This is a genomic window from Mesorhizobium sp. B2-4-1 (assembly GCF_006442185.1).
GTDB lineage: Bacteria > Pseudomonadota > Alphaproteobacteria > Rhizobiales > Rhizobiaceae > Mesorhizobium.
Genome location: NZ_VFVN01000008.1, coordinates 220,294 through 241,212 on the forward strand (window position 1 = coordinate 220,294; position 20,919 = coordinate 241,212).

The 20,919-nt window shown below is 64.1% G+C and carries 22 protein-coding genes and 1 pseudogene; 11 read left to right on the forward strand and 12 right to left on the reverse strand.

Annotated features, from left to right (window positions below):
* Positions 1-221 precede the first annotated feature (221 nt).
* Entirely contained in the window at positions 222-527 is a 306-nt protein-coding gene (locus tag FJ949_RS21470; RefSeq protein WP_140498878.1) for a ribbon-helix-helix domain-containing protein, read from the forward strand.
* A 70-nt stretch (positions 528-597) separates the two neighbouring features.
* Here the strand turns inward: FJ949_RS21470 and FJ949_RS21475 are convergent, their stop codons facing one another.
* The 3 genes and pseudogenes from FJ949_RS21475 to FJ949_RS21485 form a co-directional block, all read right to left on the reverse strand.
* The gene (locus FJ949_RS21475; RefSeq protein ID WP_140498880.1) at positions 598-1,320 is read right to left on the reverse strand and encodes a DeoD-type purine-nucleoside phosphorylase; all 723 of its coding nucleotides are present in this window, start codon (positions 1,318-1,320) and stop codon (positions 598-600) included.
* A gap of 156 nt (positions 1,321-1,476) precedes the next feature.
* Positions 1,477-1,596 (reverse strand): annotated as a pseudogene (locus FJ949_RS21480) (IS5/IS1182 family transposase); the annotation flags it as partial.
* 82 nt (positions 1,597-1,678) lie between these two features.
* On the reverse strand, positions 1,679-2,521 hold the full coding sequence (locus tag FJ949_RS21485; protein WP_140498882.1) for an oxidoreductase: 843 nt from the start codon (positions 2,519-2,521) through the stop codon (positions 1,679-1,681).
* A gap of 49 nt (positions 2,522-2,570) precedes the next feature.
* On the opposite strand from FJ949_RS21485, the gene FJ949_RS21490 reads away from it, so the two are divergent.
* Complete coding sequence (locus FJ949_RS21490; RefSeq protein ID WP_140498884.1) at positions 2,571-3,197, forward strand: TetR/AcrR family transcriptional regulator; 627 nt, start codon at positions 2,571-2,573, stop codon at positions 3,195-3,197.
* A 55-nt stretch (positions 3,198-3,252) separates the two neighbouring features.
* Here FJ949_RS21490 and FJ949_RS21495 read toward each other — a convergent pair whose 3' ends face one another.
* The gene (locus tag FJ949_RS21495) at positions 3,253-5,829 is read right to left on the reverse strand and encodes a response regulator (protein WP_140498886.1); all 2,577 of its coding nucleotides are present in this window, start codon (positions 5,827-5,829) and stop codon (positions 3,253-3,255) included.
* A gap of 244 nt (positions 5,830-6,073) precedes the next feature.
* Between FJ949_RS21495 and FJ949_RS21500 the strand changes: the two genes are divergently transcribed.
* Positions 6,074-6,811: a flagellar biosynthetic protein FliO gene (locus tag FJ949_RS21500; RefSeq protein WP_181167579.1), complete on the forward strand. Its 738-nt coding sequence runs from the start codon at positions 6,074-6,076 to the stop codon at positions 6,809-6,811.
* A gap of 135 nt (positions 6,812-6,946) precedes the next feature.
* Here FJ949_RS21500 and dksA read toward each other — a convergent pair whose 3' ends face one another.
* A complete protein-coding gene (dksA, locus tag FJ949_RS21505; RefSeq protein ID WP_140498888.1) occupies positions 6,947-7,363 on the reverse strand; it encodes an RNA polymerase-binding protein DksA in 417 nt (138 codons plus the stop codon).
* Between the two features lie 271 nt (positions 7,364-7,634).
* On the opposite strand from dksA, the gene FJ949_RS21510 reads away from it, so the two are divergent.
* The 4 genes from FJ949_RS21510 to FJ949_RS21525 all read left to right on the forward strand — a co-directional run bounded on the left by FJ949_RS21510 (position 7,635) and on the right by FJ949_RS21525 (position 11,439).
* The gene (locus FJ949_RS21510) at positions 7,635-8,138 is read left to right on the forward strand and encodes a histidine phosphatase family protein (RefSeq protein WP_140498890.1); all 504 of its coding nucleotides are present in this window, start codon (positions 7,635-7,637) and stop codon (positions 8,136-8,138) included.
* A gap of 62 nt (positions 8,139-8,200) precedes the next feature.
* On the forward strand, positions 8,201-9,679 hold the full coding sequence (locus FJ949_RS21515) for a YcjX family protein (RefSeq protein WP_140498892.1): 1,479 nt from the start codon (positions 8,201-8,203) through the stop codon (positions 9,677-9,679).
* Positions 9,676-10,797 carry a YcjF family protein gene (locus FJ949_RS21520; protein WP_140498894.1) on the forward strand — a complete coding sequence of 374 codons (1,122 nt, stop codon included), beginning with the start codon at positions 9,676-9,678 and terminating at the stop codon, positions 10,795-10,797. Before FJ949_RS21515 ends, FJ949_RS21520 begins: the two co-directional genes overlap by 4 nt.
* A 90-nt stretch (positions 10,798-10,887) precedes the next feature.
* A complete protein-coding gene (locus FJ949_RS21525) occupies positions 10,888-11,439 on the forward strand; it encodes a hypothetical protein (protein ID WP_140498896.1) in 552 nt (183 codons plus the stop codon).
* An 86-nt stretch (positions 11,440-11,525) separates the two neighbouring features.
* Here the strand turns inward: FJ949_RS21525 and FJ949_RS21530 are convergent, their stop codons facing one another.
* The gene (locus tag FJ949_RS21530; protein ID WP_140498898.1) at positions 11,526-11,792 is read right to left on the reverse strand and encodes a hypothetical protein; all 267 of its coding nucleotides are present in this window, start codon (positions 11,790-11,792) and stop codon (positions 11,526-11,528) included.
* 263 nt (positions 11,793-12,055) lie between these two features.
* Between FJ949_RS21530 and FJ949_RS21535 the strand changes: the two genes are divergently transcribed.
* On the forward strand, positions 12,056-13,891 hold the full coding sequence (locus tag FJ949_RS21535) for a monovalent cation:proton antiporter-2 (CPA2) family protein (protein WP_140498900.1): 1,836 nt from the start codon (positions 12,056-12,058) through the stop codon (positions 13,889-13,891).
* Between the two features lie 12 nt (positions 13,892-13,903).
* Positions 13,904-14,449, forward strand: a complete 546-nt coding sequence (locus FJ949_RS21540) for a DUF924 family protein (RefSeq protein ID WP_140498901.1) — start codon at positions 13,904-13,906, stop codon at positions 14,447-14,449.
* Here the strand turns inward: FJ949_RS21540 and folK are convergent.
* From folK to folP, 3 genes are read right to left on the reverse strand one after another with little or no spacing between them, the layout of a single operon-like run.
* Entirely contained in the window at positions 14,441-14,968 is a 528-nt protein-coding gene (folK, locus tag FJ949_RS21545) for a 2-amino-4-hydroxy-6-hydroxymethyldihydropteridine diphosphokinase (protein WP_140498903.1), read from the reverse strand. The genes FJ949_RS21540 and folK overlap by 9 nt on opposite strands.
* Positions 14,952-15,311 (reverse strand): dihydroneopterin aldolase, encoded by a 360-nt coding sequence (gene folB / locus FJ949_RS21550; RefSeq protein ID WP_140498905.1) that lies wholly within the window; start codon positions 15,309-15,311, stop codon positions 14,952-14,954. The genes folK and folB overlap by 17 nt, the downstream gene beginning before the upstream one ends.
* Before the next feature lie 3 nt (positions 15,312-15,314).
* The gene (folP, locus tag FJ949_RS21555) at positions 15,315-16,166 is read right to left on the reverse strand and encodes a dihydropteroate synthase (RefSeq protein ID WP_140498907.1); all 852 of its coding nucleotides are present in this window, start codon (positions 16,164-16,166) and stop codon (positions 15,315-15,317) included.
* 103 nt (positions 16,167-16,269) lie between these two features.
* On the opposite strand from folP, the gene FJ949_RS21560 reads away from it, so the two are divergent.
* Entirely contained in the window at positions 16,270-16,887 is a 618-nt protein-coding gene (locus FJ949_RS21560; RefSeq protein ID WP_181168435.1) for a DUF922 domain-containing protein, read from the forward strand.
* Positions 16,888-17,128: 241 nt separating this feature from the next.
* Positions 17,129-18,604: an MDR family MFS transporter gene (locus FJ949_RS21565; RefSeq protein ID WP_140498910.1), complete on the forward strand. Its 1,476-nt coding sequence runs from the start codon at positions 17,129-17,131 to the stop codon at positions 18,602-18,604.
* A gap of 11 nt (positions 18,605-18,615) precedes the next feature.
* On the opposite strand, the gene FJ949_RS21570 is transcribed toward FJ949_RS21565, so the two are convergent.
* The 3 genes from FJ949_RS21570 to FJ949_RS21580 all read right to left on the reverse strand — a co-directional run bounded on the left by FJ949_RS21570 (position 18,616) and on the right by FJ949_RS21580 (position 20,771).
* Positions 18,616-19,650 carry an NAD(P)/FAD-dependent oxidoreductase gene (locus tag FJ949_RS21570; protein WP_140498912.1) on the reverse strand — a complete coding sequence of 345 codons (1,035 nt, stop codon included), beginning with the start codon at positions 19,648-19,650 and terminating at the stop codon, positions 18,616-18,618.
* 333 nt (positions 19,651-19,983) lie between these two features.
* Positions 19,984-20,304, reverse strand: a complete 321-nt coding sequence (locus FJ949_RS21575; RefSeq protein ID WP_137931040.1) for a 2Fe-2S iron-sulfur cluster-binding protein — start codon at positions 20,302-20,304, stop codon at positions 19,984-19,986.
* A 98-nt stretch (positions 20,305-20,402) separates the two neighbouring features.
* Entirely contained in the window at positions 20,403-20,771 is a 369-nt protein-coding gene (locus FJ949_RS21580) for an Hpt domain-containing protein (protein WP_140498914.1), read from the reverse strand.
* Positions 20,772-20,919: the final 148 nt, after the last annotated feature.

Consider the following 20,919-nt stretch of genomic DNA (forward strand, 5'->3'; position numbering starts at 1 on the left):
GAAGATGATTATGCGCGGCGACGGCAAAAGATGGTGGCAGCCGGTTACCACGCTTCGAAGATCGACTCGCCTGACAATCGCAAGGACGAAAGTCCGATTGCTGTTCAGCCGATTTTGCCGGAGAATGCTGTTGGGGACAAAGGCCGCGTCGCCTCTGGCGGCAAAAGCATCTGTCCACCCAAAATCAACGCCAAAAATCAACGAACGTGGGAGGTTGTCGGATGTGCAGGGTATTTGCGGCCCAGGACCCCGAAGGTTATCGCCAGATCAACCGGTCGATCCGCATCGACGGATATTCGACCAGCATCCAGCTTGAGGCGACGTTTTGGGCACTGCTCGACGAAATCGCCGAAAGCCAGGACCTGACGACGCCGAAATTCATCTCGAAACTCTATGACGAGGCCATCGAGATCAATGGCGAGATTCCCAACTTCGCCTCCATGCTGCGCACCACCTGCGCGCTCTATCTGCGCAGCCACCGGCCGGGCATGGAAGACCAGATGCCGCCGAAATGGGAAGCCGCCTGAAGATCCAGAAAAGTGCCCCCCGGCTTTGTGTTCGGAATGCATCAGGAACTGGGGCGGCTCGGCGGGCCTATCACGCACCGGGCCGATCGGCGGCGGCGATTTCCAGCGCCAGCCGCGTCATGTCGGTAAAAAGATCCTGGCGCTCTGCATATTGGGTCTGTTCGCCGCTGTCGATATCGTCGACCACCGTGCAGATCGATAGCGCACGGGCCCCGAAATGCCTGGAAATGCGATAGAGCGCACTGGTCTCCATGTCCACGGCCAGCGCGCCGGCTGCCTGCGCATCGGCAAAACGGGCGCGTCCCTCCGGATGGTGGAAGACGTCGCTGCATGCCGTCAACCCGGCACGATGGTCGATGCCGAGTTCGGCCGCCTTCGCCAATGCGCGAGCAAACAGCGCCGGGTCCGGCCCGGCTGCTGCGTCATAGAGGCCGAAAACCTGACCGCTTCGGGCGCTTTCGGGCCGCACCGATTGCGAGATGACGAGGCTGCGCAGTTTTACGTCAGCGGTCAGCCCGCCGCAGGTGCCAGTACGGATCAAGGTCCGCACGCCATAGCCGTCCAGCAGTTCATGCGCATAGATCAGAAAGGAGGACCCGCCGATGCCGGTCGCCTGGATGCTGATTGGCTGACCACGAAACAGGCCAGTGAAGCCAAGGGCCCCGCGCCGGCGGTTGATGCAGCGCGGGGCCTCCAGGAATGTCATGGCCATCCATTCGGCGCGCTGGGGGTCGCCCGGCAACAGCACAATGTCGGCGTAGTCACCCTTGCTGGCTTCGATGTGTGGCGTCAACAGCTCGTCCCTGCCGTTTCATCCACAATCATGGCCTTGTCGCGGTATTGCGCAAGAGGCATTCGGGAACGCTAATACACGGAAACTTCGTTTCAGGACGACAATATCACGAAAACAAAGAGTTAAAGCGGCCGGCGACTCTATCAAAGTCGTAGCGGTGGCGACACGCCGGAAGTGCTTCAGCTTGGAGGAGAACCGCTCGATCAGGTTGCGCTCGCGATAGAGCCGCCCGCTGAAGCAAGGCTTCACTTGGTTGCTCTTCGGCGGGATGTTCGGCCGGCGGTCAGGCCGAGCCGCACCAATTGCAGGCTGATGAAGACGCGCGGCGCGTCTTCATCAGCCGACGCGCTCCAAGCGCTCATGATGCGAAGCTGGTTGAGCGCGAAAGCTCCTCCCACGCGCTGATTTCGCCCCGCATCGCGTCGAGCTTCTGGTCGACCAGCCCCAGCGCGTCGTCGCCCAGGAACAGCCGTACCGGCGGGTTCGCGGCATCGACCAGCACGAGCAACGCCTGCGCGGCCTTGGCCGGATCGCCCGGTTGGTTGCCGCTCTTGGCCTGTCGCGCGGCGCGGATCGGGTCCATGACCGCGTCATAGTCGGCAATGCTGCGCGGCGTGCGATCCATCGAGCGTCCGGCCCAATCCGTGCGGAATTGGCCGGGAGCGAGCGCCGTCACCCGAATTCCAAAGCCTGCCACTTCCTTGCCGAGCGCTTCGGAAATGCCTTCGAGCGCGAATTTGCTTCCGCAATAGAAGGTGATCCCGGGCATGGTGATGAAGCCGCCCATGGACGTGACGTTGATGATATGGCCGCGACGCCGCTCGCGCATGCCCGGCAGCACCGCCTTGATCATCGCGACGGGCCCGAAGACGTTGGCGGCGAACTGGCGCTGGAGATCGTCCATGGAGGACTCCTCCAGCACGCCCTCATGGCCGTAACCGGCGTTGTTCACCAGCACGTCGATTAGACCCGCCTGCCGTTCCGCCGCGGTGACAGCCGCCGGGACCGTCTCGAAATCGGTCACGTCCAGCAAGAGCGGGTGGGCGCGATCGGGCGCGAGCGCGGCGAAGATCTCGGCGTCGGCTTCCCGCCGCACGGTGCCGATCACCCGATGGCCCGCTTCAAGCGCGCCTCTTGCAAATGCTCGCCCCAGCCCGGAGCTGACACCGGTGATGAGGAATGTCTTAGGGGTGGAAGTCATGGTTCACTCCGGGCTATGATTGAAACTATATCATGATATAGATAACAGCATGACACCAAACAAGACCAAGGTTGCTCCGACCGCCACGCGGGGTGAGCCGCTTCGCCGGCGTGTGATCGATGCGGCGGAGCGACTGCTCCGACAGGGTAAGGCCGATTTCTCGATGCGCGACCTCGCCACCGAGGCCGGAGTCAGTTTCGCGACGCCGTTCAATCAGTTCGGGAGCAAGGCCGCGATCATGCATGCCCTTTCGCGGCGGCGGATCGATACGATGGCCCAGCGCTTTGCCGGGATGTCACCGCCTGCCGATGCCGCAGGCCGCGTGCTGTTGGCCATCGATACCGCGGTCGAGGTGATGCTGGAGGAGCCGGAGATAAACCGGGCCGTGATGGGATGGATCGGCACGGCCGGCCCGTCCCCCGGAAAGGTCCTGGCGCACTCCACAACCTTGTGGTCGCTGGCCCTTGGAGCGGGCGAAGGCTTGATCGCGGCCGGCAGGCAGGAGGCGCTGCGCAGTTTGCCGGAGCAGCTCGCATTTGCCTTTCGTGGGGTCCTGTCATTCTGGACCGCCGGCGAACTGCCGGATGAGGCGCTTGCCTCGAAGGCGCGAGAGATCGCAAAAACCTTGCTGCTCGGATTTGCTGAACGGCCGCTATTCGGCGATTCCGCCTCCTAAGCTGCCCTCCGGGAACCACCAATCTCGGCCATTTCCCGATTTATGGGTTCACGGCCTAAGACTCCAGCATGTTCTTGACGATCGTTGCCAACTGCTTGAGCGAAAACGGTTTCGGCAGGAATCCGAAATGCGCGTCCGCCGGCAGGTTCCTGGCGAATGCATCCTCGGCATAGCCGGACACGAAGACGAACTTGATGTCCGGCTGGCGCTTGCGCAACTCGCCGAGCAGCGTCGGCCCGTCCATCTCCGGCATCACCACATCCGAAACCACAATGTCGACCTTGCCGCCGAGCGCTTCGAACACTTCCAGCGCCTCGACCCCGGAGGACGCCTCGTGCACGGTATAGCCGCGCGAGGTCAGAGCCCGCATGCCGCCCATGCGCACCGCATCCTCGTCCTCGACCAGCAGCACCGTGGCCGACCCGGACAAATCCTTGCCTGTCTCTGCCGACTTGGCAGGCACCGCTGCCGGTGCTTCCCCGGGTTCGCCTGCCTTCTTTGCCTCGGCGATGTGGCGCGGCAGGAAGATGCGGAAGACCGAACCCTTGCCGACCTCGGAATCGCAGAAGATAAAGCCGCCGGTCTGTTTGATGATGCCGTAGACCATGGACAGGCCAAGGCCGGTGCCCTTGCCGACCTCCTTGGTGGTGAAGAACGGTTCGAATATCTTCTTCAGCACGTCGGGCGCGATGCCGCTGCCGGTGTCCTCGACCTCGGCCACCACATAGTCCGCCGGAGTGAGTTCCCGGTAGGGAAAGGTCTTGCACTCCTCGGCGGTCACATTGCGGGTGCGCACCGTGAGGTCGCCGCCCGCCGGCATTGCATCGCGCGCGTTGACCGCCAGGTTGACCACCACCTGCTCGAACTGGCCGATATCGACCTTGACCGGCCAGAGATCGCGACCGTGGTCGATCTTCAGCTTGATGTCGTTGCCGACCAGACGGGCGAGCAACATCCTGAGATCGGCGAGCACGTCGGTGAGGTTCAGCACTTCCGGCCGCAGCGTCTGCTTGCGCGAAAAGGCCAGCAACTGCCGCACCAGCGAGGCTGCCCGGTTGGCATTCTGCTTGATGTTCATGATGTCGGGGAAGGATGGATCCGACGGCCGATGGTTGGTCAGAAGCAGATCCGACGCCATAATGATGGCGGTCAGCACATTGTTGAAGTCGTGCGCGATGCCGCCGGCAAGCTGGCCGACCGCCTGCATCTTCTGGCTTTGCGCCATCTGCCCTTCGAGCGCCTTCTGCTCCGTCGTCTCGACGGCGTAGACGATGGCCGACTCCTCGGCCCCCTCGCCGCCTGTACCGTCGGCGACCGCATTGACGTAAAAACGGATGTGGCGCTCCTCATTGCCGGGCAGGAGCGTGTCGATCGGCTCGATATCGGCCTGCCGCTGCCGTGCCTTTTCGAAGGCCGCGGCAAAGGCCGGGCGGTCACGTTCGTGGATGACCGTGTCGAGCCGCATGCGGCGGTCGACGGCGTCCCGGTCTACGACCGACGAAAACAGCGAAAGGAATGGCGCATTGGTGCGCAGGATGCGCCCGCTGGCGTCGACGCCGGCGATCGCCATCGGCGTCGAGTTGAAGAAGCGGGTGAACCGCACTTCCGAAGCGCGCAGGTCCGCCGAGGCGTCCTCGCCTTGCGTGCGGTTGAGCACGATCGTGCGCGTCGGACCGTTGAGGCCTTCGCGGCTGGCTGAAACGCGATGCATGAAGCGCACCGGCAGCGCCTCGCCCGTCATTGTCGTGAGGTCGAGATCGATGACCGCGTTGCGCGTCGTACCGGGGTCGGCCTTGACCGAGCGCACCAGCGCCATGCCGTCGCCGGCGACGATCTCCGGCAGGGAGACGGCGCCGGGCGTGAAGCTGGCAAGGTCGATGCCCAGCCATTCGGCGAGCGTGGCGTTGATATAGGTGACGCGGCCTTCCTGGTCGGCGGAAAAGAAGCCGGCGGGCGCGTGGTCGAGATGATCGATCGCCTTCTGCAGGTCCAGGAAGAAACGCTCCTGCTCGGCGCGTTCCTGCGAAATGTCGGCAAGTTGCCAGGCGAGCATCGGCGGCCGCTGGCCCGGCACGCTGAAAGCGCGGGCGCGGGCGCGATACCAGCGCGCGCCTGGCTCAGCGCCAGGCTTGATCGACTGCGCGAGCCGGAACTCGCCGTCGCCCGGCTGGCCGTCACGCAGGCCGGAGGCCAGTCGGTAGATGGTGACCGAAGCTTCCGGAACATCCGAAAGCAGCCCTTCGACCGTCTTCAGGTCGGCCGCGGAAGAGGCTCCGGTCATGTCGGCATAGGCGCGGTTGGCATAGACCACGCGGCCCTTGGTGTCCGTGACCAGAAGACCCTGCGACATCGAATCGACGAATGCCTTCGACAGTTCGTCGCCCGTCGAGCGTGGAGTGATCTGCACGAAGCCGATCGCCGTGGCGAACAGGAAGCCGACGCCGATCATCGCCAGCACGCCGAGCATGCCCAGCAGGAAAGGGTCGCCGAGCCGCTCGCGAAACAGGCCGAAAACGATCGCGGCCCCCGTCAGGACGGCAATGAAGATGACGAGCCGGGTAACGGCGCCCGGCCGCGTGTTCTGATCGACGATCGGTACCGGATAGAAATCGCCGCGCGTTTCCTTGGCCATGTGCCCCCTGCTCTTGAAGTCCGGTGTTCCGATACTCGCCGCAATGTGTGCCGACGCCCGCCCCTGTCGGGTTGAATCATATTCTCCTGGTCCCGAAAAGGCCCGGGCGGCAAATGTCAGATAAAAATGATGTCGGCCGGCCCTCCAGTGTTTCAAGCTGTTCATGAAGCGTGAAAGGCAACTTGCGGTAGCCCGCCGCAACGGTCTAGTGTCGCGTCACTTCCAAACCGATCAGGGGGAACCAATGCTGCAATGGCTGGATAGCGTAGCGGGCCCCGGCTATGTAGCGGCACTGCTGTGGACCTTCGCGGCGCTGGTCCTGCTGGTTATCGTCCTCATCATCGTCAAACTCGTTCGCAACCTGACCTTCGGCACCTTTGTCGCGGGCGGCCGGAACCGCAAGACGCGGCTTGCGGTCATGGACGCCACCGCCGTCGACAGCCATCGCCGCCTGGTGCTGGTGCGCCGCGACGACATCGAGCATCTGCTTTTGATCGGCGGCCCGACCGATGTCGTCGTCGAGCGTGACATCCGCCTTTCTGCGCCACGCCGTCCCGCGCTGACCGGAGATGGCGGTTCGCAGCAGCCTGTCGCGGTGGCAAAGCCGCGTGCGCCTCAGCCCACCCCGGCGCCGGCGAGACAGGCACCTGCTCCGCAGCCGGTGAGTGCAGCGCCACCCGCCCGCCAGCGCGCTCCGGAGCCGGTGCCGAAGCCGGCGGCGCAGGGTTATCAGCCGACCAATGTCACGCCGCTGCCTTCCTACGGCTCCGCAAACGTAAATGCCGTCCGGCATGCCCCGCCGCCGGCTTCACCACCGCCGGGGCAGGAAAGCATCGATGAAACGCTGATGAAGGAACTCGAGGTTTCGCTCGACCAGCCCCGCTCGAGCAGTCCGGCGACCAAGCCGGTGGCAAAAACACCGCCGTCGCTCGACGATGAGATGACCAGGCTTCTGGGCGAACTCTCCAGCCAGAAAAGATGAGCAGCGCTTGCGCCCGGTCCGAAAAACCGATCGGGGTTTTGCGCGCATCGCCCGGGTTCTGAAAAAAGAAATGGCCGGAAAACCGGCCATTTCGAGAGCGATATCGCTGAAATCTTCTTGAATGCAGACCGCAGGCTAATCGTCGCGATAGACCTTCTCGCGGCGCTCGTGGCGCTCCTGCGCTTCGATCGACAAGGTTGCAATCGGGCGGGCATCCAGCCGCTTCAGCGCGATCGGTTCGCCAGTCTCCTCGCAATAGCCGTAAGTGCCTTCCTCGATGCGCTGCAAGGCCGAATCGATCTTTGCGATGAGTTTCCGCTGGCGGTCGCGCGCCCTGAGTTCGATGGCGCGGTCGGTTTCCGAAGAGGCGCGGTCGGCTAGATCGGGATGATTGGCGTTTTCCTGCTGTAGGATTTCGAGGGTTTCGCGCGCTTCGCGCAATATGTCATTCTTCCAGGTGACGAGCTTTGAGCGGAAGTAGGATTTCTGCCGCTCGTTCATGAACGGCTCGTCTTCGGAGGGTACGTAATCGGCGGTAACGGCATCGTTCATTCGACTCACCCAAACAGCCCCAAATTTGGCGCCTATATATTCGCGGTCAAACGCCTGCACAAGCGCAATCGATTACCGATTCACGCAATTGTTAATCTGCCTCGAGGAGCGCGATTGAGGTGATTCGGGCTGGTCTTAGGTACCGGATCCTTCGAACTGGCGGCCGCCGGCTGATGATTCGTCATGTCCGAAAAACGACTGCCATTGTGCGCCACGCCGTTCTTATGGCTAATCACGGCACGGTTCGGGCTGTTGGCACGGTGGAGGTTGGGTGAGCAGGCTTTATCTGTTGAGGCACGCCAAAGCCGGATGGGCGCTGCCCGGCATGCGTGATTTCGATCGCCCTCTCGATGCGTCCGGCCGCGCTGATGCGGAGGCGATGGGCATCGCCATGCGGTCGCGCTCCTATGTGCCCGATCTGACGCTTTGCTCCACAGCCCGGCGCGCGAAGGAGACGCTGGAAGGCGTGGCCGGTCGGGCCGACACCGGCCGGGTTCTGTTCGTCGACGCGCTCTACAGCGAGGACGCGGCCGCGTACCTCAGCCTCATCCGGGACAATGGTGGGGTGGGTTCGATGCTGCTCGTCGGCCACAATCCGATGACGGAGGATCTCGCCATGGCGGTGTCCGGCGATGGCGAGGAAAGCGCCCGCGCCATGCTCAATCATGGTTTCCCGACCTCGGGCCTGGCGGTCGTGCGCTTCAGCGGCGATCTTGCCGGGGCCGCCCAGGGTGCCGGCTATCTCGAGGCATTCCTGACGCCGGCTGACCTCTGACGCCATTTCAAACCAGCATGGCAACGCCTATATCGGACCTGTCGCAGCCTCGAGAGACAATTTTGGCATCATCGCTGACCACTTTCACCGACGAGGCGAGAATTGCCCTCGACACGCTTTCGGGCCGCGCCAGCGGGCTTTTTTCGCCGTCGCTGCGGCTGGGCGTCACGGGCCTTTCCAGGGCGGGCAAGACGGTTTTCATCTCGGCCCTGGTCCACAATCTTATTCATGGCGGGCGCCTGCCGCTGTTCGAGGCGCAGAAATCCGGGCGCATCGCGCGCGCTTTCCTCGAAGAGCAGCCCGACGACGCGGTGCCGCGATTCCAGTACGAGGACCATATCGCCGCCTTGGTGAACGACCGCGTCTGGCCCGATTCGACACGCGCCATCTCCGAATTGCGGCTGACCATCGAATATGAATCGGCCTCCGGCTGGAACAGGATGTTTTCCTCCGGAAAACTGTCGGTCGACATCGTTGACTATCCCGGCGAATGGCTGCTCGACCTGCCGCTGCTCGGCAAGTCCTTCGCCGATTTTTCGCTCGAAGCCTTTGAAATGGCTGCGTTGCCGGTGCGCGAGGACCTGTCGCGCGCCTGGCGGGCGCTATCGGCCGAGATCGACCCGAACGCCGATGCCGAGGAGATGACGGCGCGCCGCCTGGCCGAGGATTTCGCCGCTTATCTCAAAGCCTGCAAGCTCGACGAGCGGGCGCTTTCGACCTTGCCGCCGGGCCGTTTCCTGATGCCGGGCGATCTCGAAGGCTCGCCCGCATTGACCTTCGCGCCTCTGGCCGGCCTGGGCGACAAGCGCCCGCGCAACGGCTCGCTGCACGCCATGATGGAAAGGCGCTACGAGGCCTACAAGACCCATGTCGTCAAACCCTTCTTCCGCGAACACATCACCCGGCTCGACCGCCAGATCGTGCTGATCGACGCCATGCAGGCGCTGAACGTCGGCCCCGGAGCCATGGCCGACCTGGAGCGCGCGGTGACCGAGATCCTCGCCTGTTTCCGTCCTGGACGCGGCAGCTTCCTCACCGATCTTTTCTCGCGGCGCATCGATCGTATCCTGATCGCCGCCACCAAGGCCGACCACCTGCATCACGACAGCCATGACCGCTTGCAGGCGATCGTGCGGCGGCTGGCAGACCGCGCCGTGGCGCGGGCGAATTTCACCGGCGCCGGCGTCGACGTCGTCGCCATGGCGGCGGTGCGCGCAACACGGGAAGGCACCGTCAAACAGGGCCGCGAGACATTGCCGGTCATCATCGGCACACCGCTCGCGGGCGAGACAATCAATGGCGACACCTTTGACGAGAAAGCTGAAACGGCCATATTTCCCGGTGATTTACCGGAGAAAATTGATGCTGTCTTCGAAGCTCCCGGGGGAGCGCACAGGCAGGACAATACCGACCCGGCGATCCGCTTCGTGCGTTTTCGCCCGCCAAAACTCGAGCGCACGGCCGAGGGCGTCATGCTGTCACTGCCGCATATCCGGCTCGACCGTGCCTTGCAGTTCCTGATCGGAGACCATCTGGCATGACCGCGCCCCGCAAGCCGGCGGCATTCCGCATCGAACCGGAGGCCACATCGCAGCAGGACGCGGCGCAGGCGCGCCGTGCCCAGGCCGGGGCGCCGGAGGCGCGCCGTGTCCAGACCGACACACAGCGCAAGCCCCGCGCGGTGAAGAGCGATGTCGCGCTGGTCATCCCGTCGGAGATCGACGTGTTCGACGAGCCGGACATCGTCGCTGCCGAACCGCCGCCGGCGGTCGCTCGCAGGAAACGTTCATTGCTTGGCTCCATCTTCTTCGGCGCGTTCGGGGTGCTGGTTTCGCTGGCCATCGGCCTGTGGACCGATCAGCTCATTCGCGATCTGTTCGCGCGCGCCGAGTGGCTGGGTTGGCTGGCCGCCGGCATGGCTGCCGTCGCCGTGCTGGCGCTGGTGGTGATCCTGATTCGCGAGTTCCTGGCGATCGCCCGGCTTGCCGAGGTCGAAAAGCTGCAGAAGCGTGCGCTCGATGCGATTGCACGCGACGATCCCAAGGCGGCGCGATTGGTGGTCGACGAGCTGTCGGCCTTCGTCGCGGCCAAACCCGAAACGGCTGCGGGCAGGCGCGCGCTGGCCGATCTGCGCGACGAGATCATCGATGGCGCCAATCTGGTGCGTCTCGCTGAGGCGGAGATCCTTGGCCCTCTCGACGCCAGGGCCAAGATCATGATCCTGGAAGCCGCCAAACGCGTGTCGCTGGTGACGGCCGTCAGTCCGCGTGCGCTCGTCGACGTAGCCTATGTCGTGTTCGAGGCCGGGCGCCTCATCCGGCGCCTTTCGGAACTCTATGGCGGGCGGCCGGGAACACTGGGTTTCTTTCGCCTGGCGCGCAGCGTGCTGGCGCATCTGGCGGTCACCGGTTCGATCGCCGTCGGCGACAGTTTCGTCCAGCAGATCGTCGGCCACGGCCTGGCTGCGCGCCTCTCCGCCAAGCTCGGCGAAGGCGTCGTCAACGGCATGATGACGGCGCGCATCGGCATCGCCGCGATGGAGACGGCGCGCCCCCTGCCCTTCAGTGCGGCAAAACGGCCGGGACTGGGTGATTTCCTCTCCGCGCTGACATCGTTCGCAAGCAGGAAGGAAAGCGAGAACACCCCGCCTGGCAAGTGAACGACGACCTTGGCAGTGACGAAGCATTAACCAATCTTGTTCATGGTCGCACTGGTTCCAAAACAGCCTCTTTGTTGCCGGGTGTCGTCGATGAAAAGCGTAATTCTGTCCAGCCTGTTGCCCCTGGCGGTTGCGATCACCACTGTCGCCGGCATTGCCGCACAGGCGTCCGCGGCGGAGCCGGACAAGCAGTTCTTCCGGTCCGCCGAAGGCAAGTGGGTGGGCCCGGGCGAGATCGTCGCCGGCAAATACAAGGGCACGAAGTTCAATTGCAGCTTCACCGGCTCGACGCCCGACGGCAAGATGGGCATGACGCTCGACGGCGGCTGCCGTGTGGGCATGTTCACCCAGCCGATGTCGGCCAAGATCGAGCGCAAGGGGCGCGATTACAAGGGCTCCTTCATGGGCGGCGCGGCCGGTGCCGGCCTCGATATCATCGGCGGCAATGTGGTCGATGCCCGCAAGGTGGTGTTCACCATCAACCGCAACCAGCTGCGCGGCGTCATGCAGGCACGCATCCCCGACGACAATTCGATGACGGTGACGGTTGCAGTGCGCGTCGCGGACCAGCTGGTGCCGGTGATCGGCATGAGCCTGAAGCGGGTCGACGCGATCGAAGTCGGCTCCATCGCGCCGAACTGAGCGCGTATCAACCGCCTGTAACCAAACACAAAAAGAGACGGCGGCCCATCGCCACCGCCTCCTTTTGAAGACGTCGATAGGAACGATCAGCCCTTGATCGCCGCCGTCACCTCATCATAGGCCTTGCAGGCGTCGGCCAGGGTCGTGGTGCCCTGATATTTGGTCGTCACCTCTTGCACCTTGGCCGTCAGATCGGCCGCCTTGGACGGATCCTTGGTAAGGGCCTCCTGCAGCGCGGCGGCCATGTCCTGCGCCTTCTTGGTGGCGACCTCGGCCGTGCACTCAGGCGCCTTGGAGCAAGCCGAGCCGGCGAGCACCGCCAGGCCGACGGCAACGAGCAAAAACTTCTTCATGTCAGTCATCTCCTCAAAAAGGGCGCGGCTTGATCGCCACACCCTCCACTGGCCGAAGCCGAGCGTGCTTAACCTCCGATTGCAGCCAGACGCAACGCGGCCTCGCGCTCAACTTGTGTAACGTGCCTGCAACATTGCCCGCCGCAGGATTCGGGCTGTTACATGCCCGCCGAAGCCCCTATCCTTGGGGCGCTGGCGCCTGATCCGAGGCGTCTTGACCCGACCGCACAGGCTGCGGTCCTCAAACGAGCGGAATGGCGGGAATGGCGGCAGAGGCAGCGGGCAGCGAGCTTGTTCAGGTGGTGGCGCTGCTCGCCGCGGGTGTTGTCGCCGTTCCGATCTTCAAACGTATGGGCCTGGGTTCGATTCTCGGCTATCTGGCCGCGGGCGTGGTGATCGGCCCGTTCGGCATCGGTGTGTTTTCCGAATCGGGAGCCATCCTCCACGTCGCCGAGCTCGGCGTCGTGATGTTCCTGTTCATTATCGGGCTGGAGATGCAGCCGTCGCGGCTCTGGGGCTTGCGCCGCGAGATCTTCGGCCTGGGCGCGCTTCAGGTCGGGGTCTGCGCGGTCTTGCTGACCGGTGTGGGAATAGCCGGAGGCTTTTCCATCGCGCAATCCTTCGTCGCCGGAGCCGGCTTCGTGCTGACCTCGACGGCGATCGTCATGCAGCTTCTGGAAGAGCGCGGCGAAATCGCCTCGCCCAAGGGCCAGCGCATCGTCTCCATCCTGCTGCTGGAGGATCTGGCGATCGTGCCGCTGCTGGCCCTGATCGCGTTCCTGGCGCCAGGCGGCACCGACACCAGCCTGTCGGAGCGGCTGGCCGAGGTCGGTATCGGCCTTGCCGCGATCATCGGCCTGGTGCTGGCCGGACGTTTTCTGCTCAACCCTTTCTTCCGTATCCTGGCGGATGCCCGCGCTCGCGAGGTGATGACGGCGGCCGCCCTTCTGGTCGTTCTCGGATCCGCCCTTGCCATGCAGCTCAGCGGCCTGTCGATGGCGATGGGCGCGTTCCTGGCCGGCGTGCTGCTGTCCGAATCGACCTTCCGCCACCAGCTCGAAGCCGATATCGAACCGTTTCGCGGCATCCTGCTCGGCCTGTTCTTTCTCGCCGTGGGCATGTCGCTCGACCTGCATGTGGTGGTTCAGAACTGGCGGCTGATCGCCGTCTATGTCGTTGCCTACATGGTCATGAAGGCGCTCGGCATCTACATCGTCGCCCGCATCCTGAAGTCGGGCCATCGCGAGGCGCTGGAACGCGCCGTCTTCATGGCGCAAGGCGGCGAATTCGCCTTCGTCCTCTATTCGGCCGCCGCTTCCGTCGGCATCATCGACGGCCAAGCCAACGCGACGCTGACGGCCATCGTCATCATCTCCATGGTGCTGACGCCGCTGGCGATCGTCGCGTTGCGGTATCTGACGCCGCGCGACGAGCTGTCGCTGGATGGCGTCGACGTCGCCGAAGGGCTGACCGGCAGCGTGCTGATCATCGGATTCGGCCGCTTCGGCCAGATCGCCAGCCAGCCATTGCTGCTGCGCGGCATCGACGTGTCGATCATCGACAACGATGTCGAGATGATCCAGGCGGCGGCCGATTTCGGCTTCAAGGTCTACTACGGCGACGGCACGCGGCTGGACATCCTGCACGCTGCCGGTGCCGGGCGCGCACGCGCCGTGCTCATCTGCGTCGACAAACCCGATGCCGCCGTACGCATCGCCGAGCTCGTCAAAGCCGAGTTTCCCTTGCTCACCGTGCTGGCGCGCGCCTTCGACCGAGGCACCGCGCTACAGCTCATCCGCACAGGCGTCGACTATCAGCTGCGTGAAACATTCGAATCGGCGCTGGTTTTTGGCGGTTCGACGCTGGAGGCCCTGGGCGTAGACCCGGAAGACGTCGCCGAGGTGGTCGAAGACGTCCGCCGCCGCGACACCGCCCGCTTCGAGACGCAACTCGCCGAAGGCATCCGCTCCGGACAGCGCTTCCTGAAGGGCAATATCGGCACGCCGATCCCGACGCCGCTCTCCACGCCGCGCCGCCCCGGCCAGGCGCTCAACGAGGAAACGGCCGGCGTTCTGCACAAGTCCGAGGCGGCGGATTGATAGGAGAAAAGCATGGATTTGGACAGCAGAGCCCTGTCGGTCACCACATTCTGGCGTGATGCCGGAGCGGACGCATGGTTCGAGAAAAGCGATGTTTTCGACGGCGATTTCCGCAACCGCTTTCTTGAGCTGCACTACGCGGCCGCACGGCGCGAATGCGACGGCTGGTCGGAGCATGCCGAAGGCTCGCTGGCGCTGATGATCCTGCTCGACCAGTTTCCGCGCAACTGCTTTCGCGGCACCGGCCACATGTACGCCACCGACCCGCTGGCGAAGCATTTTGCCCAAAAAGCTGTGACGGCAGGCCAGGATCTGGTGCTCGAACCGGAATTGCGGGTGTTCCTGTATCTGCCGTTCGAACATTCGGAATTGCTCGCCGACCAGGAACGGTCGGTCGAGCTCACCGCGGCCAACGCGCCGGACTACCTCAAATACGCCGAAGAACACCTCGACATCATCCGGCGCTTCGGCCGTTTTCCGCACCGCAACAAGATGCTCGGCCGCGAAACCACGCCGGAGGAAAAAACCTTTCTGGACGATGGCGGGTTCTCAGGCTGACGCTGGTCTATCCAGCCACCAGTCGCGGCCCGACGGCAGGCGTTCGATACCGGCCGCATCGACGGCGGCCAGCCGCTCCGAGACGCTTCGCCCGCTTACCGCAAGATCGGGCGCGATCTCGGCCAGCGGCGCCAGCACGAAGGCACGTTCAAGCATGCGCGGATGCGGCACTTCCAAGCCGGTTTCGTGGATGACGCGGTCGCCGAAAACCAGGATGTCGATATCGATCAGGCGCGGCCCCCAGCGCTCCTCGCGCACGCGCTTCAGCTTGCGCTCTGCATCGAGGCACAGGTCGAGCAATGCCCGCGGCGAGAGCCGTGTCGAGAGTTCCGCGGCGGCGTTCAGGAAGTCGGGCTGGTCGAGCTTGCCCCAGGGCGGCGTGCGGTAGAGCGAGGACACCGCGGCCACGCGAGTGGCGGCATCGGCGTCGAGCAGGCGCAGCGCCGCCGCCATCGAACTCGCCGGATCGCCGAGATTGCCGCCAAGGCTGAGATAGACGGTGTTACTGCGGCCAGACAACGGTCACCTCGACGTAATCGAGCACGCCGGGCACCGGCGCATTCGGCTTGCGGACCGTGATTTCGGCTTTCCTGATCTGCGGGAAGCGTTCCGTCAGGGCTTTTGCGACTTCCAGGGCCAGCGCCTCGATCAGGAAGCGCCTGTGTCCGGTGATGATCTCCTCGATCACCGTGAAGGCAACGCCGTAGTTGACGGTTTCCCCGATGGCATCGTCGACCAGCGCGCGCCCGGGCTCCACGGTGAGCGAGGCGTCGACATAGAAGCGCTGGCCGAGCGCCTCCTCCTCGTCCAGCACCCCGTGCCGGGCAAAGAAGGCGCAATTCTTCAGGCGGATGACATACATGGTTCAGCGTTCCGAAACTGCGGTTTCGCGCGCCAGCATAGCATCCGCCACGGCCAGCGCGTCCACGTTGATTGCGACATCGTGGACGCGAAACAGGTCGGCGCCCTTCAATCTCAGTATGACGCTCGTCGCCGCAGTCCCAGCCCCTCTTTCGGCGGCATCGCGGCCCGTGACGGTGCCGATGAAGCGTTTTCGCGAGGTTCCGGCCATCAGCGGAAATCCGAGGGCGTTGAGCTCGGAAAACCGCGCCATCAGGTCGAGGTTATCCTCGGCCGTCTCCTTGGCGAAGCCGAAGCCGGCATCGAGAACGATATGATCGTCGGCGATGCCGTGTCGGCGGGCGATTTCCAGTGATTTTTCGAGGAACGCGAACTGGTCGGCGATGACGTCGGGCAGTTTTCGGCGATCCCGCCCGGTATGCATGATGATGAGCCCCGCGCCGGTTTCGGCTGCGATACGCGCAATGTCCGGCTCGCGCTGCAAGCCCCAGACGTCGTTGACGATATGCGCCCCGGCCGCGACGGCAAGCCGCGCGGTCTCGGCGCGATAGGTGTCGACCGAAATCAGCACCTCGCCGGAACCCGCCAGCGCCTCGATCACCGGCAGGATGCGCGCCTGCTCCTCGCCCGCCGTGATCGCGGACGCGCCCGGCCTTGTCGATTCACCGCCGACATCGACGACCCGGGCGCCTTCGCCCAGCATGCGGCGCGCCTGGACCAGCGCGGTCTCGGCGGCATCGAACAGACCGCCGTCGGAAAAACTGTCGGGCGTGACATTGAGAATGCCGACCACCACGGCCTTGTCGCCAAGGTCGAGATGGCGTCCGTGCGCCAACTGCCATCGCCTCGCCGTCATTGCTCATCAACCATGGGGCTCATCAACCATGTGTGATCCGCACCAGATCAATTCCGTTGCGCCGGCAGTGGCCGTAAAGCAAGGTAGGGCGAGAGGCAACCTGATGAAACGAACCCTGCTTTGCGCATTGCTGCTTGCCGCCACCGCCGTTCCGGCGGGCGCGGCCAATCTCGTCAAGACATATAGCTACTTCGCCGTCGGCGGCAGGACGCTAGAAGACATCGAGGCACAGCTTTCCAAACGTGGTCCGCAGGTGAAGAGCACGGGCTCGCGGCATCCCGGCGCCACACAGATGGCCTTCACCACGCGCATCAGCTATGCCGGGCAGTCCGGCTCCTGCCGGATCGCCGATGCCGCGGTGACCGTCAAGGTCAAGGTTATCCTTCCCGAATGGCGCCGTCCACGCAAGGCCGACGCGGATGTGCGGCTGTTCTGGGACACGCTGTCGGCCGACATCAAGCGCCATGAGGAACGCCATGTCGAGATCGCCAAGAATCACGCCCGCGAACTGGAAGACGCGCTGAAAGCCGCTTACCCGCAGAAGGACTGCGATGCGGCGAAGGCCAAGGCCGCCCAGATCACCGCCGCCATTCTCGCCAGACACGACCGTGCCCAGGTGCAGTTCGATCGTGTCGAAAGCGTCAATTTCGAAAGCCGCATCCTGCGGCTCCTGCGCTATCGCGTCGAGCGCATCGGCAACGGCCGGTTGCCGCCGACCTGAATGTCCTGATGCATGTCGCCTAAAGGGGCGGCGGTGCGAGCCAACCGGGCCGAAGCGTAGTGCCAGCTTCGAAAAATTTTCGGGCAACGGTCGAAATCGGCCTATACGGGACGACATATCAGGGGTTGGCAAGGGCACGACCTTTCAAACACGAGCATCACGACCGATCGCGCCGCGGATGCAACCCGGCTAGCCCAGCCGACGCAGCGGACGGCGCGCGCAAGCATATGGACGAAAGACTATGGACCAGGCTGTCGACAAGCAGGCCGTGGCGGCCGCGAGCGCGCCGCTGACGGAAAGCGAGAAGAACGCCATTATCGGCGGCGTTCTCCTGTCGATGCTGCTGGCAGCACTTGACCAGACCATTGTGGCGCCGGCCATGCCGACCATCGCGCGAGCGCTCGGCCACGCCGAGTACCTGCCCTGGATAGTGACCGGATATCTCCTGACCGCAACCGCCATGGCGCCGCTCTACGGCAAGATCTCCGACGTCTACGGCCGCCGGCCGACCGTCTATGGCGCGATCCTCATCTTCCTCGCCGGCTCGCTGGTCAGTGCGATGGCGCCCAACATGTTCGTGCTGGTGATCGGCCGCGCGATCCAGGGCGCCGGCGGCGGCGGGCTTTTCGCCCTGGCGCAGACCGTCATCGGCGACCTCGTGCCGCCACGCGAGCGGGCACGCTATGCGGCCTGGATCTCGGGCACATGGGCAGTCGCCAGCATCGCGGGGCCGTTGCTCGGCGGCACGTTCGCTGAACATCTCCATTGGTCGCTGATCTTCTGGATCAACATTCCGCTCGGCATCCTGGCCATGGCCATCATCAACAAGCCGCTGCGCAAGCTGCCAGTCGCGGCAAGACGGCATCGCATCGACGGGCTCGGCGCGCTGCTTCTCGTCGCCGCCACGGCCCTGCTGCTTCTGGCGCTGAACTGGGGTGGCAGCGAATACCCCTGGCTATCGACGGAGATCCTCGGGCTCGTCGCCAGTTCCTTGGTCCTGTGGGGCGCCTTTGCGCTGCGGCTGCTGCGCGCAACCGAGCCGCTGATTTCGCTCGAGGTACTGAGCAACCCGATCGTCCTTGCCGGCACGCTCTCCATGTTCCTTCTGCAGGCGGCCAATATCGGCCTGTCTGTCTACTTGCCGGTCTATCTCCAGTCGGTCATCGGCCTGTCGGCAAGCGAATCCGGCACCGCCCTCCTGGGGCTGATGCTTGGCACGGTGGCCGGCGCGACATTCAGCGGGCGCACCATTCCGCGTTTCGTCCATTACAAGCGGATCGCCATCTTCGGATTGGCCTTCGCCGTTCTATGCCTCGGCGCCCTCAGCCTGGTGGCGGGGCACGCCTCGCTGCTGGTTGTCGAGATCCTGACGACATGCGTCGGGCTCGGCAGCGGAACCACCTTTCCGGTGGCCACGGTGTCTGTCCAGAACGCAGTCGACCCTAGGCACCTTGGCGTCGCCACCGGCGTTCTGACGTTCCTGCGCTCGCTGGGCAGTGCGCTCGGCGTTGCTATCCTCGGTGCGGTCGCCCTGGGCAACGGGCTGCCGCTGGCGGGCGAAGGCGCGCAGGCGACCGGCGCCGGTGCCGAAGCTGCCGCCTTCGGGCTGATCTTCGTCGCCGCCGTGGTGATGTTGATCATGGCGCTGCTGACGCTCAGCCTGATGCCCGAAAAACCGCTGCGCGGCCATCCCGAGGCCCCCGTGCTGGCGGACTGAAGCGATACGCGTCAGGAGGCCTCCGCCACACCGAGCTTCTTCTGCAGGCTGGTCGACGAGGTCGTGTATTGGAAGACGATGCGTTCGCCCGGGCTGACGATGCGCTTGGCGGCCTGGGCCATCAGCGCGACCTCGTGAAAGCCCGACAGGATGAGCTTCAGCTTGCCGGGATACCAATTGATGTCGCCGACCGCGAAGATGCCCGGGACCGACGTCTGGAACTTCTCGGTGTCGACCGGAATCAGGTTCTCGTGAAGGTTGATCCCCCATTCCGCGATCGGTCCGAGCTTCATGGTCAGGCCGAAGAAGGGCAGCATCCGCGTGCAGGGAATTTCGATGTCGCCCTCCGGCCCCCTGATCAGGGCGGACGACAGTTGGCCGTCGGCGCCGGTCAAGCCGGTCACTTGCCCGACCTGGAAATCCAGCTGCTTCATTTCCTGCATGGCGTACATCTTGTTGACGCTGTCGGGCGCGGCGCGGAACTCCGGGCGCCGGTGGACCAGCGTCACGCTTTTTGCCACCGGCTGCAAATTGAGCGTCCAGTCCAGCGCTGAATCGCCGCCGCCAACGATAACGAGGTCGTGGCCGCGAAAATCTTCCATTCGGCGCACCGAATAGAAGACGCTCTTGCCCTCATAGGGTTCGATGCCCGGGATGGGCGGGCGTTTTGGCTGGAAGGAGCCGCCGCCGGCGGCGATCACCACCACCTTGGCCTCGAACACCTCATTCTCGTCGGTGGTGACGCGAAAGCCGCCGTCCTCCAGTCTCTCGAGACTGGAGACCATGCGATTGTAGGTGAAATCAGGCTTGAACGGCGCGATCTGCTCGAGCAGCTTGTCGACCAGGCCTTGCGCCGAGATCGAAGGCCAGCCGGGAATGTCATAGATCGGCTTCTCCGGATAGAGTTCCGCGCATTGGCCGCCGGGCCGGTCGAGAATGTCGATCAGGTGGCACTTCATGTCGAACAGGCCGAGCTCGAACACGGCGAACAGCCCGACCGGGCCTGCCCCGACAATGAGTACGTCTGTCCTGGTGATGCCGGTCATGGTGCGCGCCTCGCTGCTGGATTGGCGTGAGACTGCATGACCTCCGGCTTGCTGCCAAGCGGCAGCCGCAAAAATCAGAGCTGCGAACTCGGGTTGCAAGGGATGGACGACTGCCAGTCCGGCTGCCCCGCCACCTTTTCATGGCAGGGCAGCTTCTCACGATAGGAATTTTTTCTTGACGGGGTGCCCGCAACTATGGTAGATATTTGGTTATGGTGCTGAGTTGCGCCGGAGGCCCGCCGCACAGGCGGGTTTTCCATTCAAGGCGACGTCAACAGCCGGCCCCCAAGGAACCCCCTGCCCGGATTCATTGCCTCGGGCAAAAATCGGCTTTTAGCCTTGGCGCTCGGGCACCCGCACCACCAGTCCGTCGAGCGCGTCGCGCACCTTGATCTGGCACGATAGCCGCGAATTCGGCTGGACGTCGTAGGCAAAGTCCAGCATGTCCTCTTCCATTGCTTCCGGCTCGCCGACTTCCGCCGTCCAGGCCTCGTCGACATAGACGTGGCAGGTTGCACAGGCGCAGGCGCCGCCGCACTCCGCCTCGATACCCGGCACGGCATTGCGGATGGCGTTTTCCATGACCGTCGAGCCGTTCTCGGCATCCACGTCGAAATGTGTGCCGTCATGGGCAATGAAGGTCAGTTTGGTCATTTGTCACCTGAGGGAGTTTCCGCCGAGATAATCACTCGGGCACACAAGTCAACTGCGGCGAGAAAGCGCCGCTCGGTGACGTTTTTCCGCAAACGGGTCTAGCGGTTGATGGCGGCGATGAAATCGCGCACTTCGTCGATCAGTTTGCCGAGCCGCGTAAGCGTCTGGCTGTCTTCCGGCTGCCGTTCTATCTCGGTGGCGCAATCGGCAATGGCAAAGGCCCCGACACCACGCGCCGAACCCTTCAGGCCGTGCGCCAGGAGCAGCCGGTCCTTGATGTCCGCATCGACTATCCTGTCGCGCACCGACAGCGCCTGTTGTACAAAGAGCGCCAGCACCTCCTGTTCGAGGCCGCGGTCGCCCATCGTCTGCCGCGCAAGGTGTGCCAAATCGATCGGTCGGGACCGCCTCGTTCCCGATACATCGCCCCCGGGCATTGAGAAGGCAATGCCGCTTTCGCCACGCATGAACTCGAACTCCGCTTCTTCGGCCGCCTGAAAAACTAGGCGAATCCAATGGACAACGGGTTAATGGATGGCCGGAAAAAATGTTGCGAAAGCGGCGCCGGAATCACGCTTCCGTTAACCTTATATTTAAAGTTTTACGTATCCCGCG

What these genes read in the sequence shown, in the direction of transcription:
- FJ949_RS21575 (WP_137931040.1), bottom strand. Translation starts at nt 20,304, where the DNA reads ATGACCAAACTGACCTTCATTGCCCATGACGGCACACATTTCGACGTG.
- FJ949_RS21565 (WP_140498910.1), top strand. Translation starts at nt 17,129, where the DNA reads ATGGACCAGGCTGTCGACAAGCAGGCCGTGGCGGCCGCGAGCGCGCCG.
- FJ949_RS21530 (WP_140498898.1), bottom strand. Translation starts at nt 11,792, where the DNA reads ATGAAGAAGTTTTTGCTCGTTGCCGTCGGCCTGGCGGTGCTCGCCGGC.
- FJ949_RS21570 (WP_140498912.1), bottom strand. Translation starts at nt 19,650, where the DNA reads ATGACCGGCATCACCAGGACAGACGTACTCATTGTCGGGGCAGGCCCG.
- FJ949_RS21540 (WP_140498901.1), top strand. Translation starts at nt 13,904, where the DNA reads ATGGATTTGGACAGCAGAGCCCTGTCGGTCACCACATTCTGGCGTGAT.
- FJ949_RS21560 (WP_181168435.1), top strand. Translation starts at nt 16,270, where the DNA reads ATGAAACGAACCCTGCTTTGCGCATTGCTGCTTGCCGCCACCGCCGTT.
- FJ949_RS21490 (WP_140498884.1), top strand. Translation starts at nt 2,571, where the DNA reads ATGACACCAAACAAGACCAAGGTTGCTCCGACCGCCACGCGGGGTGAG.
- FJ949_RS21520 (WP_140498894.1), top strand. Translation starts at nt 9,676, where the DNA reads ATGACCGCGCCCCGCAAGCCGGCGGCATTCCGCATCGAACCGGAGGCC.
- FJ949_RS21535 (WP_140498900.1), top strand. Translation starts at nt 12,056, where the DNA reads ATGGCGGCAGAGGCAGCGGGCAGCGAGCTTGTTCAGGTGGTGGCGCTG.
- folB (WP_140498905.1), bottom strand. Translation starts at nt 15,311, where the DNA reads ATGTATGTCATCCGCCTGAAGAATTGCGCCTTCTTTGCCCGGCACGGG.
- FJ949_RS21470 (WP_140498878.1), top strand. Translation starts at nt 222, where the DNA reads ATGTGCAGGGTATTTGCGGCCCAGGACCCCGAAGGTTATCGCCAGATC.
- FJ949_RS21500 (WP_181167579.1), top strand. Translation starts at nt 6,074, where the DNA reads ATGCTGCAATGGCTGGATAGCGTAGCGGGCCCCGGCTATGTAGCGGCA.
- FJ949_RS21525 (WP_140498896.1), top strand. Translation starts at nt 10,888, where the DNA reads ATGAAAAGCGTAATTCTGTCCAGCCTGTTGCCCCTGGCGGTTGCGATC.
- FJ949_RS21495 (WP_140498886.1), bottom strand. Translation starts at nt 5,829, where the DNA reads ATGGCCAAGGAAACGCGCGGCGATTTCTATCCGGTACCGATCGTCGAT.
- dksA (WP_140498888.1), bottom strand. Translation starts at nt 7,363, where the DNA reads ATGAACGATGCCGTTACCGCCGATTACGTACCCTCCGAAGACGAGCCG.
- folP (WP_140498907.1), bottom strand. Translation starts at nt 16,166, where the DNA reads ATGACGGCGAGGCGATGGCAGTTGGCGCACGGACGCCATCTCGACCTT.
- FJ949_RS21580 (WP_140498914.1), bottom strand. Translation starts at nt 20,771, where the DNA reads ATGCGTGGCGAAAGCGGCATTGCCTTCTCAATGCCCGGGGGCGATGTA.
- FJ949_RS21485 (WP_140498882.1), bottom strand. Translation starts at nt 2,521, where the DNA reads ATGACTTCCACCCCTAAGACATTCCTCATCACCGGTGTCAGCTCCGGG.